14 protein-coding genes are annotated in these 14,748 nt (G+C 72.3%); 5 read left to right on the forward strand and 9 right to left on the reverse strand.

Features of this window, described 5'->3' with window-relative positions; translation table 11 throughout:
- The first annotated feature begins 276 nt into the window (after positions 1-276).
- On the forward strand, positions 277-519 hold the full coding sequence (locus ACXN5W_RS29185; protein ID WP_473161600.1) for a hypothetical protein: 243 nt from the start codon (positions 277-279) through the stop codon (positions 517-519).
- Between the two features lie 195 nt (positions 520-714).
- On the opposite strand, the gene ACXN5W_RS29190 is transcribed toward ACXN5W_RS29185, so the two are convergent.
- Positions 715-2,022, reverse strand: a complete 1,308-nt coding sequence (locus tag ACXN5W_RS29190; protein WP_473161601.1) for an ABC transporter substrate-binding protein — start codon at positions 2,020-2,022, stop codon at positions 715-717.
- A gap of 163 nt (positions 2,023-2,185) precedes the next feature.
- Here ACXN5W_RS29190 and ACXN5W_RS29195 point away from each other — a divergent pair, with 163 nt between their 5' ends.
- A complete protein-coding gene (locus ACXN5W_RS29195; protein ID WP_473161610.1) occupies positions 2,186-3,019 on the forward strand; it encodes a phosphoribosylaminoimidazolesuccinocarboxamide synthase in 834 nt (277 codons plus the stop codon).
- Positions 3,020-3,022: 3 nt separating this feature from the next.
- Here the strand turns inward: ACXN5W_RS29195 and glpK are convergent, their stop codons facing one another.
- Positions 3,023-4,507, reverse strand: a complete 1,485-nt coding sequence (gene glpK / locus ACXN5W_RS29200; RefSeq protein WP_473161602.1) for a glycerol kinase GlpK — start codon at positions 4,505-4,507, stop codon at positions 3,023-3,025.
- A 281-nt stretch (positions 4,508-4,788) separates the two neighbouring features.
- Between glpK and ACXN5W_RS29205 the strand changes: the two genes are divergently transcribed.
- The gene (locus tag ACXN5W_RS29205) at positions 4,789-5,727 is read left to right on the forward strand and encodes a ribose-phosphate diphosphokinase (protein ID WP_473161603.1); all 939 of its coding nucleotides are present in this window, start codon (positions 4,789-4,791) and stop codon (positions 5,725-5,727) included.
- Positions 5,728-5,917: 190 nt separating this feature from the next.
- Here ACXN5W_RS29205 and ACXN5W_RS29210 read toward each other — a convergent pair whose 3' ends face one another.
- A complete protein-coding gene (locus tag ACXN5W_RS29210; protein ID WP_473161604.1) occupies positions 5,918-6,358 on the reverse strand; it encodes an ATP-binding protein in 441 nt (146 codons plus the stop codon).
- 185 nt (positions 6,359-6,543) lie between these two features.
- Positions 6,544-7,131, reverse strand: a complete 588-nt coding sequence (locus ACXN5W_RS29215) for a DUF5709 domain-containing protein (RefSeq protein WP_473161605.1) — start codon at positions 7,129-7,131, stop codon at positions 6,544-6,546.
- A gap of 275 nt (positions 7,132-7,406) precedes the next feature.
- On the opposite strand from ACXN5W_RS29215, the gene ACXN5W_RS29220 reads away from it, so the two are divergent.
- On the forward strand, positions 7,407-8,666 hold the full coding sequence (locus ACXN5W_RS29220; RefSeq protein ID WP_473161606.1) for a SigB/SigF/SigG family RNA polymerase sigma factor: 1,260 nt from the start codon (positions 7,407-7,409) through the stop codon (positions 8,664-8,666).
- Here the strand turns inward: ACXN5W_RS29220 and ACXN5W_RS29225 are convergent.
- Complete coding sequence (locus ACXN5W_RS29225; RefSeq protein ID WP_473161607.1) at positions 8,639-9,385, reverse strand: ATP-binding protein; 747 nt, start codon at positions 9,383-9,385, stop codon at positions 8,639-8,641. The genes ACXN5W_RS29220 and ACXN5W_RS29225 overlap by 28 nt on opposite strands.
- Before the next feature lie 446 nt (positions 9,386-9,831).
- Between ACXN5W_RS29225 and ACXN5W_RS29230 the strand changes: the two genes are divergently transcribed.
- Positions 9,832-11,091, forward strand: coding sequence for a glycosyltransferase (locus tag ACXN5W_RS29230; RefSeq protein WP_473161608.1), 1,260 nt, complete (start codon positions 9,832-9,834; stop codon positions 11,089-11,091).
- Positions 11,092-11,101: 10 nt separating this feature from the next.
- On the opposite strand, the gene ACXN5W_RS29235 is transcribed toward ACXN5W_RS29230, so the two are convergent.
- From ACXN5W_RS29235 to ACXN5W_RS29250, 4 genes are all read right to left on the reverse strand, one after another.
- Positions 11,102-11,965: a hypothetical protein gene (locus ACXN5W_RS29235; RefSeq protein WP_473161611.1), complete on the reverse strand. Its 864-nt coding sequence runs from the start codon at positions 11,963-11,965 to the stop codon at positions 11,102-11,104.
- Positions 11,966-12,053: 88 nt separating this feature from the next.
- Positions 12,054-12,854: a histidinol-phosphatase gene (hisN, locus tag ACXN5W_RS29240; RefSeq protein WP_473161612.1), complete on the reverse strand. Its 801-nt coding sequence runs from the start codon at positions 12,852-12,854 to the stop codon at positions 12,054-12,056.
- 174 nt (positions 12,855-13,028) lie between these two features.
- A complete protein-coding gene (gene rsgA, locus ACXN5W_RS29245; RefSeq protein WP_473161613.1) occupies positions 13,029-13,961 on the reverse strand; it encodes a ribosome small subunit-dependent GTPase A in 933 nt (310 codons plus the stop codon).
- Positions 13,962-14,177: 216 nt separating this feature from the next.
- A partial coding sequence (locus ACXN5W_RS29250; protein ID WP_473161609.1) for a 3-phosphoshikimate 1-carboxyvinyltransferase occupies positions 14,178-14,748 on the reverse strand: 571 nt, incomplete at its 5' end.

A 14,748-nucleotide genomic window follows, 5' to 3' on the forward strand; every position in this document is an offset into this window, starting at 1 on the left:
TTGTATATCCTTTTGGTGTGGTGGTTGTCGTGGGGAGGGGTGTGTGCTCTTTGTGGCTTTCCGGACATGATCGCGTGTGGCGCACTCGTGCGCTGGGCTTCTCCCCAGGGGGGGCTCTCCTGGGGCCCCGGGGCCAGCGCGCTGCTGGCCCCCGCGAGGAACGACTCGGCCGCGGCCGCGAATGCGCTGAGTGACACACCGCTGGTTCGCCCGGCGCCGGCCGTGACGATCCGGATCTACCAAGCCGATGTTGCGCGGTTACGGCACGATGTGGGCATGTCCTTCCTACGTGCAGCGTGGACGCGGGTAGCGGCCGTACTCGGCGCGGTCGCCCTGGCGGTGTTCATTCCGACGGCGGCGTGGGCGGCCTCGGACACCGGGTCGATGGTGATCGAGGCGTACCGCCGCCGGCGGTACGGTGGCGGCGGGTTCGGCACGGCCTGCTGCCTGGTCGTCGTCGCCATCATCGTGCTGGTGGTCGTGTTGCTGCTGCGGCGCCGTCGCGGCCCCCGGCGCTGAGCCGACCCGTCCCAACGGTCACGGTGGGTCCGGCGCTGAGTCGCGACGGACCCCATCGCGAGATCATCACGGATTCGGCGCAACAGGGCGGTCCGGAGGTATCCGATCCCCCTGTTGCGCCGATTTCGGGGCGAGCTTGGGGGCGAACCGGCCGAGGGTGACGTCGGGCCGGGCGGCCGGGCCCCGGGTGACGGGTCAGCCGGCCAGCGCCGCGTTGGCCTTCGACACGAATTCGGTGGCCGCGTCCCGGCTGGTCAGCTTCCCGGACTGGGCCTGCTCGGCGGCCTCCCGCAACAGCGCCCGCACCCGGTCGTGACCGGGGGGTGGGGGCGCCGGCGCCGGCCCGAACCGCTCGCTCATCTGGGTTTCGAACGTCGCCGAGAGTTTGGCCGCGGGGTCGTCGAGCGCCCGCTCGACCGACTGCCGGACGTCGAGATTGGCGGCCAGCCCGCGTTCGTCGGCGAGGATCTGACCGGCCGTCGGGTCGTTGGTCAGGAAATTGATCACGTCGGCCACCACGTCGGCGTGCCGGGTGCCCCGATAGGCCGCCCAGTACATCGACGCTCGGGCCCACTGCGCGTTTCCGGCACCGGGCAGCGAGGTGATCGCCAGCTCGTCCCGGGTGCCCCGCTGCAACTCGCCGAGCTGGTTCGACCAGGCGAACGACGCGGCGGTCCGGCCGGTGACCACCAACTGCCGGGACAGCTCCCCGGAGTCGGCCGTCTGCACGACGGAGGCCGACGGGGTGGCCCGGGTCGCCCGTGCCTCCTGCCAGAACTCGAACCAGCGGGCCAGGTCGGACGCGGTGAAGCCGAGTTGCCTGCCCCGGTAGAACTCGATGCCACCGGTCCGCAACCACACCCACAGGGCCCGGATGTCGGCGGACGGGTCCATCGTGCCCGCGACCCGGCCGTTGCTCTTGGTCGTCACCCGGCGGGCCCAGCGGACGTACTGGTCGTAGGTCATCCCCGGGTCCGGCTCGGGCAGGTCCAGCCGACGGAGCAGGGCGCGGTTGTAGACCAGCGCCGGGGTGTTCTCCGCGGCGGCCACCGCGACCACCCGGCCACCCACCGTGCCGTACTGGACGAGGCTGGGGGACAGCCGGTTGAGGTCGATCCGGCCCCGGTCGACGAGATCCGTGAGATCAAGGGTGATGTCCCGCTGCGCGTACGCGGTGAGGTAGTCCTCGTCGAGCTGGAACAGGTCCGGCGGGTTGCCCCCGGCGGCCTGGGTGGAGAGGCGGTCGTAGTAGCCCTCGCTGCCCTGCCAGGTGACCCGGAACAGCACCTGGGGGTGGCGGCGGCTGTATTCCTGCAACGCCTGCTCGGTCAGCGTGGCCCGACGCTGACCGCCGTACCAGAAGACCGACAGCTGGATCCGGCCGTCCTCGGTCTCGGGGTCACCCTGCTGGCGGCAGGCGGTCACGGTGGTGATCAACAACAGGGCCAGTACCAGCGCGGTGGCACGCAGCCGGGAACGGGAATTGGGCGGGAAAGGGTTCACCTGTTCTCCTGTCGGCGCCGAGGGGTCCGGCGACCGCGACCATTTACACAGGGCCGTACCGTACCTGTCAACGGCCGCGCGGGTGGCCTGCCGGCGGTCGCTCGGGTGGATCTACCAGGGCGGGTGCCCGAGCCGGCGCCCCGCACATGATGTACTGATGTCCGTGGAACGTGTTTACTCCGGCAAGGTTCGGGACCTGTACGCCGACGGGGACGATCTGATTCTGGTGGCCTCCGACCGGATCTCGGTCTATGACGTGGTGCTACCGACACCGATCCCCGACAAGGGCAAGCTACTGACCGCGCTGTCACTGTGGTGGTTCGACCAACTCGCCGACCTGGTGCCCAACCACGTGCTCTCGGCGACCGACGTGCCAGCCGAGTTCGCCGGCCGGGCCATCCGGTGCCGGCCCCTGGACATGGTGCCGGTCGAGTGCATCGCCCGGGGTTACCTGACCGGTGCCGGCCTGCGCCAGTACGAGGAGCGGGGTGAGGTTTCCGGGGTGGCGCTGCCGGCGGGCCTCGTCGAGTCGGCGATCCTGCCCGAACCCATCTTCACGCCCACCACGAAGGCCTCGCTCGGCGAGCACGACGAGTTCATCACCTTCGCCGACGTGGTCGCCAAGGTCGGCGCGGAGACCGCCGAGCGGCTTCGGGAGATCGCGCTCAACATCTACCGGCGCGGGGCCGAGATCGCGGCGGACCGGGGCATTCTGATCGCCGACACCAAGATCGAACTCGGCTGGGCGCCCGACGGCACGCTGATGCTGGGTGACGAGGTGCTGACCTCGGACTCGTCCCGGTTCTGGCCGGCCGAGTCGTACCAGCCGGGTCGTACCCAGTTCTCGCTGGACAAGCAGTACGTCCGGGACTGGATCACCTCCACGGGTTGGGACCGGCAGGCGCCGGCGCCCGAGGTTCCCGAGGAGATCGTCGAGGTGACCCGCGCCCGGTACGTCGACGTCTACGAGAAGCTCACCGGCAACCGCTGGGGGTAGGGGTCAGTCCGTCCAGTCGAGCGTGCGGGCGACGGCCTTCCGCCAGTTGGCCAGCTCCCGGTCCCGATCCGCCGGCGCCATCCCGGGCTCCCAGCGCGCGTCCTGGCGCCAGTGCCGGCGCAGGGTCGCGAGATCCGGCCAGAAACCCACGGCCAGGCCGGCCGCGTAGGCCGCGCCCAGGCAGGTCGTCTCGGCCACGGTCGGCCGGATCACGGGTACGTCGAGGACGTCCGCGAGGAACTGCATGAGCAGCTCGTTACCGGTCATCCCGCCGTCGACCCGCAGTCGGCGCAGCGCGACGTCCGAGTCGGCGTTCATCGCGTCCACGACCTCCCGGGTCTGCCACGCCGTGGCCTCCAGCACGGCCCGGGCGAGGTGGCCCTTGGTGATGTAACCGGTCAGTCCCGCGATCACGCCCCGGGCGTCGCCGCGCCAGTGCGGCGCGAACAGGCCGGAGAAGGCCGGTACGAAATAGCAGCCGCCGTTGTCCTCGACGGTCCGGGCCAACTCCTCCACCTCGGCCGCGGTCGAGATCAGACCGAGGTTGTCGCGCAGCCACTGCACCAGCGAGCCGGTGACCGCGATGGCGCCCTCCAGGGCGTACGTCGCCGGCTGGTCGCCGATCCGGTAGCCGACGGTGGTGAGCAGGCCGTGCTCCGAGGTCACCGGGGTGGCGCCGGTGTTGAGCAGCAGGAAACTGCCCGTGCCGTACGTGCACTTCGCCTCGCCGGGCTCGAAGCAGGTCTGGCCGAACAGCGCGGCCTGCTGGTCGCCGAGCGCGCTGGCCACCGGTACGCCGTCCAGGACGCCCGTGCCGGTGCCGTACACCTCGGCGCAGGAGCGGATCTCCGGCAGCATCGCGGCGGGCACGTTCAGCGCGTCGAGCAGTTCCGGGTCCCAGTCCAGCGTGTGCAGGTCCATCAGCAGGGTACGGCTGGCGTTCGTGACGTCCGTGACGTGCCGGCCGGTCAGTTTCCAGATCAGCCAGCTGTCCATCGTGCCGAACAGCACCTCGCCGCGTTCCGCGCGCCGGCGCAGCCCGTCGACGTTGTCCAGCAGCCAGCGCAGCTTCGGGCCGGCGAAGTAGGTGGCCAGCGGCAGCCCGGTCCGGTCCCGGAACCAGTCCGCGCCGTGGGTGTCGGCCAGTTGGCGTAACAGCGGGCCGGTACGGGTGTCCTGCCAGACGATGGCGTTGTGTACCGGCGTGCCGGTCTCCCGGTCCCAGACGACTGTGGTTTCCCGCTGGTTGGTGATGCCGACGGCCGCCAGCCGGTCGGCGCCGATCCCGGCCGACCGCAGGGCCTCGCCGACCACCTCCCGCACGCCGGTCCAGATCTCCTCGGCGTCGTGCTCGACCCAGCCCGGTCTCGGGAAGAGCTGCCGGTGTTCCCGGCGGGCGACGGTGACGACGGCGCCGTCAGCATCGAAGACGATGCACCGGGAGGAGGTGGTGCCCTGATCGATCGCGGCCACGTACTGCTGCGTCATCGCAGCACCGTACCGTCCCGTCGACCGGTGCGTACCCACCCGGCGCGGTGAGCTGCGGCGACCCGCGCCCGGCGCCGGGGGCCCGGTGGTCAACGGTCCGTGGTGGCTGCGGGCCGTGGTGGCGGCGGCGGGCGGGCCACCGGCGCCGGGCAACGGCGGCGTTGGTCCCGGCGGCCTTGGTCCCGGCGGCCTTGGTCCCGGCGGCGCTGGGTCCCGACATCGGTCCCGGCATCCGGCGGGCCGCGACCGGCACGGTGGTCGGCGGCCTACGATGGGGCATCGTGCGCGATATCGCCGTCTTCAGCGGAACAGCCCATCCCGAACTCGCCGCCGAGATCTGTGCCCACCTCGATGTGCCGCTGCACCCCGTTCGGGTGTCCCGGTTCGCCAACGACTGTCTTGAGGTGCAGTTGCAGGCCAACTGCCGGGAGCGGGACGTCTTCCTGATCCAGCCGCTCGTACCGCCGGTGCAGGAGCACCTGGTCGAGCTGATGCTCATGCTCGACGCCGCCCGGGGCGCCTCGGCCGGGCGGATCACCGTGGTGCTGCCGCACTACGCCTACGCTCGATCGGACAAGAAGGACGCCCCCCGGATCTCCATCGGTGGCCGGCTGGTGGCCGACCTGCTGGTGGCGGCCGGGGCGGACCGGGTGCTGGCGATGACCCTGCACTCTCCCCAGGTACACGGCTTCTTCAGCGTGCCGGTCGACCACCTGCACGCGCTGCGGGAACTGGCCGAGCACTTCCGTGGCTACGACCTGACCGACACCGTGGTGGTCTCGCCCGACCTGGGCAACGCCAAGGAGGCCGCGGCCTTCGCCCGGATGCTGGGTACGCCGGTGGCGGCCGGCGCCAAACAGCGGTTCAGCGACGATCTGGTGAAGATCAGCGCGGTCATCGGCGACGTGACGGACCGGGACGTGATCGTGCTGGACGACGAGATCGCCAAGGGCAGCACGGTGATCGAGCTGATGGAGCACCTGCGCGAGCTCAAGGTCCGGTCCATCCGGCTCGCCTGCACGCACGGGCTGTTCTCGGCGGACGCCCTGAACCGGCTCAGCGTCCAGGACGGGGTGATGGAGATCGTCTGCACCAACACCGTGCCGATCCCGGTGGACAAGCGGGTGCCCAAGCTCGCCGTGCTGTCCGTGGCGCCGGCGCTGGCCGAGGCGATGCGCCGGATCCACAACGGTGAGTCGGTGAGCGCGCTGTTCGGCTGACCGGGCGGGGGAGGGCCTCCGCCGGGGGCCTTCCCGCGCCTTCGCGACCAGCGGCCGTGGTCACCCGACGCCAGCACCGGGGCCCGTCCGCTCCGCGGGTACGCCCGATGCGGACGGACCAACCTCTCAGCCGCGCGCGAGGCCGGCGGAGCTGCCTCTCAGCCGCGCGCGAGGCCGGCGGAGCTGCCTCTCAGCTTCGCCTGATGCTGGCGCTGATCCGGACCGTGGTGCCGCTGGACGAGGTGTCCACGATCATCTCGTCGCTGAGCTGCTTGGCCAGCCACAGCCCCCAGCCGCCCGCCGTGTCCGGCGCGGGCCGCCGCTCGTCGCCGAGCCGTCTGGCGGAGATGCCCCGGCCCGTGTCGGACACCTCGCAGACCACCGTCGAACCCTCGATCCACAGTCGCAGCCAGCCCTGACCGCCGCCGTGCCGCACCGCGTTGGTGATCAGCTCGTTCACCGCCAGGACGAAGTCCTCCAGGCGTGGACCGGCCAGTCCGGAGGCACCGGCGAACGAGGCGACCGTGTGACGCAGATCGGTCACCTGCGCGGGCCCGAACGTTTCGGTGAGCAACAGCGAGGATTCGATGGGCAATACCGTACGCGGTCCGGAGGGGTGGGCGTCGCTCATGGTCGGGTCTCCGCCAGCTAGGCACTGTCGATCGCGGCTTTTCTACCGTACGTCGGCATTTGTCGAGCCGCTGCTCGGCTACCCGCCAGGCAGACCCCCCAGCCGGCCGGTGGCCGGTGATCCAGGCGGCCCGGAGCCCTCGGTCGAAGCCGGAGGACTCCGGACCGGGTGAGGTGGCCGGCCGCTCAGTGCGAGTCGGGCGGTTGCGTCTCGTGGATGGCCCGTTCCTCGGCGCTGGCACCTCCGCCGGCCGAACCGGCGTCCCAGGCCACCGAGTCCGGTTCCGTGTCGGTCCGGGTGTTCGCGCCCTGGTCCTGCTCCACCAGACGGCCGACCGGGGCACCGTCACCCTCGCCACCCAGGATGCCGTGGTCGTAGAGGGAGACCGGTGAGTTGGGGTCCGAGGTGGGACCCGGATCCATCACGTCCGCGTCGAACTGGGCCTGTGCCGCGGCCTCCTCGCTGTCCGCCTCGGCGGCGATGCCCGGATCCACCGGCCCGGCCAGGGGATCGTCCACCCGTGGATCGGGGCGCTCCCGGGCCAGCTTGTAGTCCAGCGGCTCGCCGTCGAGCTGCTCCTCGGCGGTCAGGCCGTAGTGGTCGAGTTCAAGGGGTCCGTCCTCCCGGTCCGGCGGAAGCGGCGCGGGATCCGGCCCGTCCGCCTCCCGGCCGCTCTCCACGTCGTCGCCGGCGGTCGAGTCATCGTCCGCGATGCCGGGCAGGCCGTCGGCCTCGGGGTCGGAAACCGGGCTGGGGTAGTCGTCGTCGCGCATGCTGGCTGACCTACCCACTGACCACGTTCGGTAACCGGGTGCCCGGCCGGTCGGCGTCGATCGGTGCAATTGGGGCCTGCCGGCGAGGGTGATTGTCGATCGGCCATTCGGGGGATAGGGTCTCAGCCGGGGAGTTGAATGCGCTCAGGTCCCACGCGGGACGAACGGGACGCGCCCGGCTCCGGATGCTCAAGACGCGGGCATCGGCCAGCACATCTCGATGATGAGACGCGCCGGATTCCCGGTGGGAACGGTGGCGCCAAGGAGGCCGAGCGATGATCCGCCAATCCACCACCGCCCCGAACGACCAGACCAGGCTGGACGCGCTGGCCCTGGCGTACGCCGAGCGGGTGTCCACGCTGTCGGTCGGCTCGCCGGAATGGCGGGTCCAGCGCGACCGGCTGGTCCGCGCGGCGCTGCCGTTCGCCGCCCGGATGGCCCGACGCTACTCCGGACGCGGCGAGCTCCTGGATGACCTGGAACAGGTTGCCCGGCTGGGACTGCTCAAGTCGGTCGACCGGTACGACCCGGAGCGTGGCCCGTTCACCGGCTTCGCCGCCGTGACCATCACCGGGGAGCTACGCCGGCACTTCCGGGACCGTACCTGGGGGGTCCACGTGCCACGGCGGATGCAGGAACTCAGTATCGAGGTGGCCCGAGCCGACGCCGATCTCACCGCCGAGCTTCGCCGCCGTCCCTCCGTCACCGAGCTGGCCGCCCGGTTCCGGCGGACGCCAGCGGAGATCCGGACCGCCCGGGAGACCGCGGCGGTGTACTCCTCGCTGTCGCTGAACGCGCCCCGGCACGACGAGTCGGGTGGCGAGCTGGGCGACGAGATCGGCGCCGCCGACGCCGGAATGGACCTGGTCGACGAGCGGGTCACCGTCAGCGCCCTGCTGTGCCGGCTGCCGTCCCGGGAACGACGCATCCTCGCGCTGCGGTTCTACGGCAACCGGACGCAGCAGGAGATCGCCCAGGAGATGGGCATCTCCCAGATGCACGTCTCCCGGTTGCTGTCCCAGGCCCTGACCTGGCTCCGGCAGGCCATGCTCAGCGACTGGCCCGAACCGTGGCCGGGTAGCCCGGCGGTGAGCGCGGACAACCCGCTGGTGATCCGGCGCCGGCGTACCGGGCGGAAGCTCCGCCTCGAGCTGATCGGCGAGCTGGACCGGGACACCGCCGGCCGGGTCCGGGCAGCCTTGCTGGACGGGCTGCGTCCGCCGGTGCGCGAGCTGGAACTGGACCTGCGGCGCGTGCCGTTCATCGATGCCGCCGGTATCGCGGCGATCCTCGCCGGGCACGAGGCGGGGCGGGGTGCCGGGATCCGGCTGCGGCTGACCGGCGTGCAACCCCACGTCGGGCGGGCCCTGCGCGGCGCCGCACCCGGCTTCCTGTTCGGCACGGCGGAACGGGTTCCCGGGCCGGAACGGGTTCCCGGGCGGGCCGGGCGACCGGCGCCGGCCGTTGAGCGGGTTCCCGGCCGGGCCGGGCGGCCGGCAGCGGCCGGTCAGCCGAGCAACTCGTCCTCGGGGTAGAGCACGGCCCACACCATCTTGCCGTCGTTCAGCATGGTGCTGCCCCAGCGGCGGGCCACGGTGTCGATCAGCAGCAGACCCCGACCGCCCGAGGAGGTGGCCGGGACCAGCCCGGTGTAGATGGCTGGCCGCAGTGACCAGTCGCGGACCGCGACGTGCAGGGCGCCGTCCCGCAGCCCCAACCGGACCGCCATCGGGGTCTGGGCGTGGACCACGACGTTGTTCACCATCTCGGTCACCGCGATACAGGCCGAACCGGCCAGCTCCGGAATGTCCCAGCGACCGCAACCGTCGGTGACGAGTTCCCTGGCCCGACGTGCCGCGCCGACCACGGGATCGAGCTTGGCGCTGGCCCGCGCGACGGGCAGCCCGTCCAGCAGCCGGTACGCCTCGTCGAGGCTGGCGGCCACGGTCACGCCCAGATCGTCCCACCAGGGCGACGGGCTGGCATCCCAGCCGGGCAGCGGGACGTGCACCAGCAACTGCCCGGACGGCCACTCCGCCGCCTCCCGGGACACGTCCCGGAACACCGACAGGGCGGCGGGGTCCTCGACGGTGAGGTCGGAGACGTCCACGATCATCGTTCCGGCCTGGTCGGCGAGGCAGGTCAGCAGCGCTGTCCGGACGGACTCGACGGTCGGCGGGTGGAGCGGTCCGACGAGGCGAGCGACCGGATACGGCTCGGCCCCCGCCAGGACGCAACGCACATCGCTCGACATGATCGACCTATTGTGCATGGCTGTGGGTCCGGCCGCACCGGCCGGATCAAGGGTTGCCACGAAATGCTCCGGTCTCTGGTGGTGGCCGGCCCGGCCGGCCACCGTTGGGGGATTCCACCCGGCGGTCCGGCACGACGGAGGAGCCGGCCTGGCTGGCCCGGTCCGGCGCCCGGGAGTCCCGAGGTGCTGGCATACCTGTGCGGGTACCCCGAGGGGCAGCGTTCAACCAACCGCACCGCACCACCGGGTCAACCCGGCGGCACCGGACGGATCCGGACGGCGGCACCGGACCGACGGCGGCACCAGACCGATCCGGACGGCGGCACCGGACCGACGGCGGCACCGGAATTCGCTCGTCCCGTCATGTTTGGTCAGGTTGAGGCGGGATAATGGAATCCTGTGACCGTGGGTTCAACGGCCTGAAGAGAACCGGTGATGGAGGTGCCATGCGGGTTGGCCTGGTCTGTGCTCACTCCAGTTCCTCGGGCGGGGCGCACCAGTCGTCCGGCACGCACCAGCACGTGGCGCGCATCGCGGCCGAGCTGGCCGGCAGGGGCCACCAGGTACGGGTCTACGAGCGCCGGGACGATCCGGAGCTGCCGGACCGGGTGGAAACCGACGGCTATCTGCTGGAACGGATGCCGGTAGGCCCGGTGGAGCGGGTGCCGACCGCCGAGTTGGTCCGACACGTGCCCGCCTTCGGGCGGCTGCTCGGCGAACGGTGGGCCGGCGACTGGCAGCCGGATGTGGTTCACGGACACTTCTGGCTCGGCGGCCTGGTCGCCGCCAGCGCGGTGCGGCAGACCGACATCCCGGTCATCCAGACCTTCCACAGCCTCGGCGTGGAGCAGCTGCGCCACCTGGGCCCCGCCTACGCCGGGCCGGGCGAACGGATCCCCCTGGAACGGGCCCTCACCCGGGCGGTCGACCTGGCGGTCGCCCAGTCCACCGAGGAGGTGGACGAGCTGACCCGGATGGGGCTGCAACGGACCGCCGTCGCCGTCGTGCCGAGCGGCGTCGACACCGAGAGCTTCCATCCGGACGGCGAGGCGGTACCGCGGGAGCGCCGGGCCCGGATCCTGGCCGTCGGTGACCTCGGTCCGGGGCACGGACACGAGGACCTGATCCGGGCGTTGCGGCTGGTCGGTGACGCCGAACTCGTGATCGCCGGTGGGCCCCCCGCGGCCGAGCTGGACGAGCACGCGGAGGCGCGCCGGTTGCGCGCCCTGGCCGCCGACATGGGCGTCGCCGAGCAGGTCCGGCTGGTCGGTTCGGTTCCGTACGACCAGATGCCGACCTGGTACCGCTCGGCGGACCTGGTGGCCTGCACCCCGCACTACTCGCCGGCCGGCCGGATCCCGCTGGAGGCGATGGCCTGCGGTGTGCCGGTCGTCGGATATTCGCTCGGTGGCGTGACCGACACCGTGGTCGACGAGGTCACCGGTCACCTCGTGCCGCCCGGCGACGTACACCGGCTGGGTGTGGCGCTGCGCCGGTTGCTCGCCGACGACGCCCAGCGGTTCGCCTTCGGGCACGCCGCCGTGGACCGGGTGCGGTGCAGCTACACCTGGGAGCGGACGGTGGCCACGCTCGAGCGGCTGTACGAGCGGGTCGTCGGGCGTCGCAGGCCGATCCTGCCGACCGTGGCCGAGGTGGAGCTGGTGGAGGAGCCGGTCGAGCCGGTCGAGCAGTCGGTGACCGCCTAGGGCCTATGGGTCAGGGTCGGGGCGCGGAGGCCGCACCCCGCCCACGCAGCCGCCGCCAGCGTTCCGCCACCGCGTGCTGGTGCTGCGGCTCGGCGTATCTGGTCAGGCCGATCACCGACAGCAGGGTGACCAGGAAGCCGATCGCCGCCAGCCACTCCCGGCCGGGCCGGATGCGGTCGCCGAGGAGCAGCAGACCGACGATCGCCGCCGGCACCGCACCCGCGGCGTCCATGGCGGCCACGGCGGCGGTCGTGGAACCGCGTTGCATCGCCAGCCCGAGCAGCAGCTGCCCCACCACGGAATGCGCCACCAGCAGGTAGAGCAGCGGGTTGACCAGGAACGCGGCCACCGACTGCACGGAGGCGAGGGGTCGGGCGGCCACCGCCGCCGCCGAGAACGACATCCCGGCGAGTGAGCCGAGCACCACCGACCCCAGCGCGCCGTGCAGGCGTACCGCGAAGATGCCCATGGCCGCGATCAGCCCGAGGAAGACGACCAGGGCGACCTGGGCGGCACCGCCGAGCTGTTTGGCCGGGGCCGGCTCGGCGGACAGGACCAACCCGCCGACCCCGGCGAACAGCAGCACCAGGAGCCCCACCTCGGTGGTCGGCAGCCGCCACTGGAGCAGCAGCACGCCGAGCAGGGCGGTCACCCCCAGCCCCGCCGCCACGCTGGCCTGGACGAGGAACAGCGGCAGGTCGCGCCGGGCCAGGAAGGCGAATGCGAACCCGACGAACTGGCAGAGCAGGCCGACCAGGTACGTCCGGTGGCCGGCCAGCCGGATCAGCAGTCCCGGGTCGAACGTGTGGTGGACCGTCGTCCGGGCAGCCGCGACCGACTGGAGCAGGTTGGCGACTCCGTAGCTGACGATCATGGCCGCCAGGAACAACCATCCGGAGGACACCACTCGGCGAGGATAGAGGGTCACCGGGTGGTGTGCTCGGCCGGCTCGCGAGTCGGGATCAGCGGGCGTCCGGGACGCTACCGAGCCGGTCGAGCAGATCCGCGTGCAGCGGACCGTTGCTGGCCAACGCGCTGCCACCGGCCGGTCCCGGCCGACCGGCCAGGTCGGTGAACGTCCCACCGGCCTCGGTCACGATCGGGATGAGCGCGGCCAGGTCCCACAACGACAGCTCGGGCTCGGCCATCGCGTCCACCGCGCCCTCCGCGACCAGCATGTAGCCGTAGAAGTCGCCGTACGCCCGGCTCCGCCAGCTCGTCCGGAGCACGTCGAGCATCGCGTCCAACCGGTCGGCCTGCTCCCAACCGGTCAGCGACGAGTAGCAGACGCTGGCATCGGTCAGCCGGGCCACCCGGGACACCGCGAGTGGCGTGGCGGCGGCCTGGTGCCGGCCCGCGTACGCCCCGTGCCCGAGGGCTGCCCACCAGCGCCGACCGAGGGCGGGCGCCGACACCAGCCCCACCACCGGCCGGTCACCGTCCATCAGCGCGATGAGGGTCGCCCAGATCGGTACGCCCCGGACAAAGTTCTTCGTCCCGTCGATCGGGTCGATCACCCACTGCCGGTCGCCGTGTCCGCCCTGGGTGCCGTACTCCTCCCCGAGCACTCCGTCGCGCGGGCGGCTGCGCGCCAGGGCGGCCCGGATCGCCTCCTCCACGGCGGTGTCGGCGTCGCTCACCGGCGTCAGGTCGGGCTTCGACTCGACCTTCAGATCGAGGGCGCGGAACCGGGACAGCGAGATGGCGTCGGCGGTGTCGGCCAGCACGTGGGCGAGGGCAAGGTCGTCGGCGTAGCGGGCCATGCCGGAAAGGTAGCCGACCGCGACGCCCGCCGGCCCCGCCAGGGTCCGGGCGTCCCACTCCCCGCGCCCGGCCACGGACCCGTGCCCGGCTTCCACTCGTGGCCGGTCTCCGACCGGATGGCGGCCGGCTGTCGGACGGTATCGAAGAATTCAGTAGCCGGCGGCCCGCTGACCCTACTCCGGCTCGCCCGCCCGGGAGGCCAGCAGCCGGCGGTACGAGGCCAGCCGGCGGGGGTCGGCGTTGCCCGCCGCCACCCAGGCGTCCAGGGCACACTCCGGCTCGGCCGGGGTGTGCTCGCAGTTGGCCGGGCAGTCCAGCGTGCCGGGGACCAGGTCGGAGAAGCCGTGCAACAGGCTGTCCGCGCTGACGTGGGCGAGCCCGAAGCTGCGTACCCCCGGGGTGTCGACGATCCAGCCGGGCCGGCCCCGGTCCCCCGATCCGGTCGGCAGCCGGAGGGCCACCGCGCTGGTGGAGGTGTGCCGGCCCCGGCCGATCGCGCTGACCGTGCCCACCGCGCGGTCCGCGGCCGGAACGAGCCGGTTGACCAGCGTCGACTTGCCGACCCCGGAGTGGCCCACCAGCACCGAAACCCGCCCGGCCAGCCGCTCGCGCAGGTCCACCAGATCAGAACCCGGCCCGACCAGCACGTACGGCAGGTCCAGCTCGGTGTAGTAGCCGACCACCGCCGCCGGCCCGGCCAGGTCGGACTTGGTGAGGCAGAGCAGCGGCAGGATGCCCGCGTCGTACGCGGCCACCAGGCAGCGGTCGATGAAACCGGTCCGGGGCGGCGGGTCGGCCAGCGAGCTGACGATCACGAGCTGGTCCGCGTTCGCCACCACCACCCGTTCCAGGCGCCCCTCGGCGGTGCTGTCGTCGTCATCGGCCGTGCGGCGCAGCACCGAGGTGCGTTCGGCGATCCGGACGATCCGGGACAGCGCCCCCGGTGCCCCCGAGGTGTCGCCCACCAACGAGACGCGGTCACCCACCACCACCGAGCGACGGCCCAGCTCGCGGGCCCGCATGGCGGTGATGATCCGCTCCGCCCCGTCGTCCTCCTCGTCGGACAGCACGCAGGTGTAGCGTCCCCGGTCGACCGCGATCACCAGGCCGTCGACCGCGTCCGAGTGCCGGGGCCGGGTGCGGGTACGCGGCCGGGACGACCTGCCGGGACGGACCCGGACGTCATCCTCGTCGTACTCCCGCTGCCTGCCTGTCAGAACCGCCCCCTAGGGTCTGGGCCGACGCCCCTGGCCGGCCCGCGGCGCGGCTCGGTTCGGCCGACGACTTGTGACACAGACCCTCCTCGGCCCACCACCGGGTGGTCAGCTCCGGCCGGCCACCATCGCTGACCATAGTGCCGGGAACTCGGGCATGGTCTTCGAGGTGCATGCCACATCGTCCAATTCGACCCCGGGCACGACCAGTCCGATCAGTGATGCGGCGTGGGCCATCCGGTGGTCGTCGTAGGTCCGGAACACCCCGCCGCGTAGCGGACGGGGGCGGATCTCCAACCCGTCGGCGGACTCGCTCACGTCGGCGCCGAGCGCGGACAGTTCCCGGGCCAACGCGGCGAGCCGGTCGGTCTCGTGCCCCCGGATGTGGCCCACGCCGCGCAGCCGGGACGGTGAGTCGGCGAGGGCGGCCAGCGCGGCGAGCGCCGGGGTGAGTTCGCCGACGTCGGAGAGGTCGGCGTCCAGACCGTGCAGCCGGCCGCTGCCCCGCACCGTGAGGCCCTCGGTGCTGAGGGCCACCTCACCGCCCATCTGGCCGAGCAGGGCGCGCAGCCGGGCTACCAAGTTCCCGCTTTTTTCCGGCCAGTTCCGTAGGGTTCCCCCGTACTGGGGGGGGAGGGGGGGGGGGAGAAAAGGGGGATGAACAGAGAGGTGGGGTTTG

Source organism: Plantactinospora sp. A48, assembly GCF_055793945.1.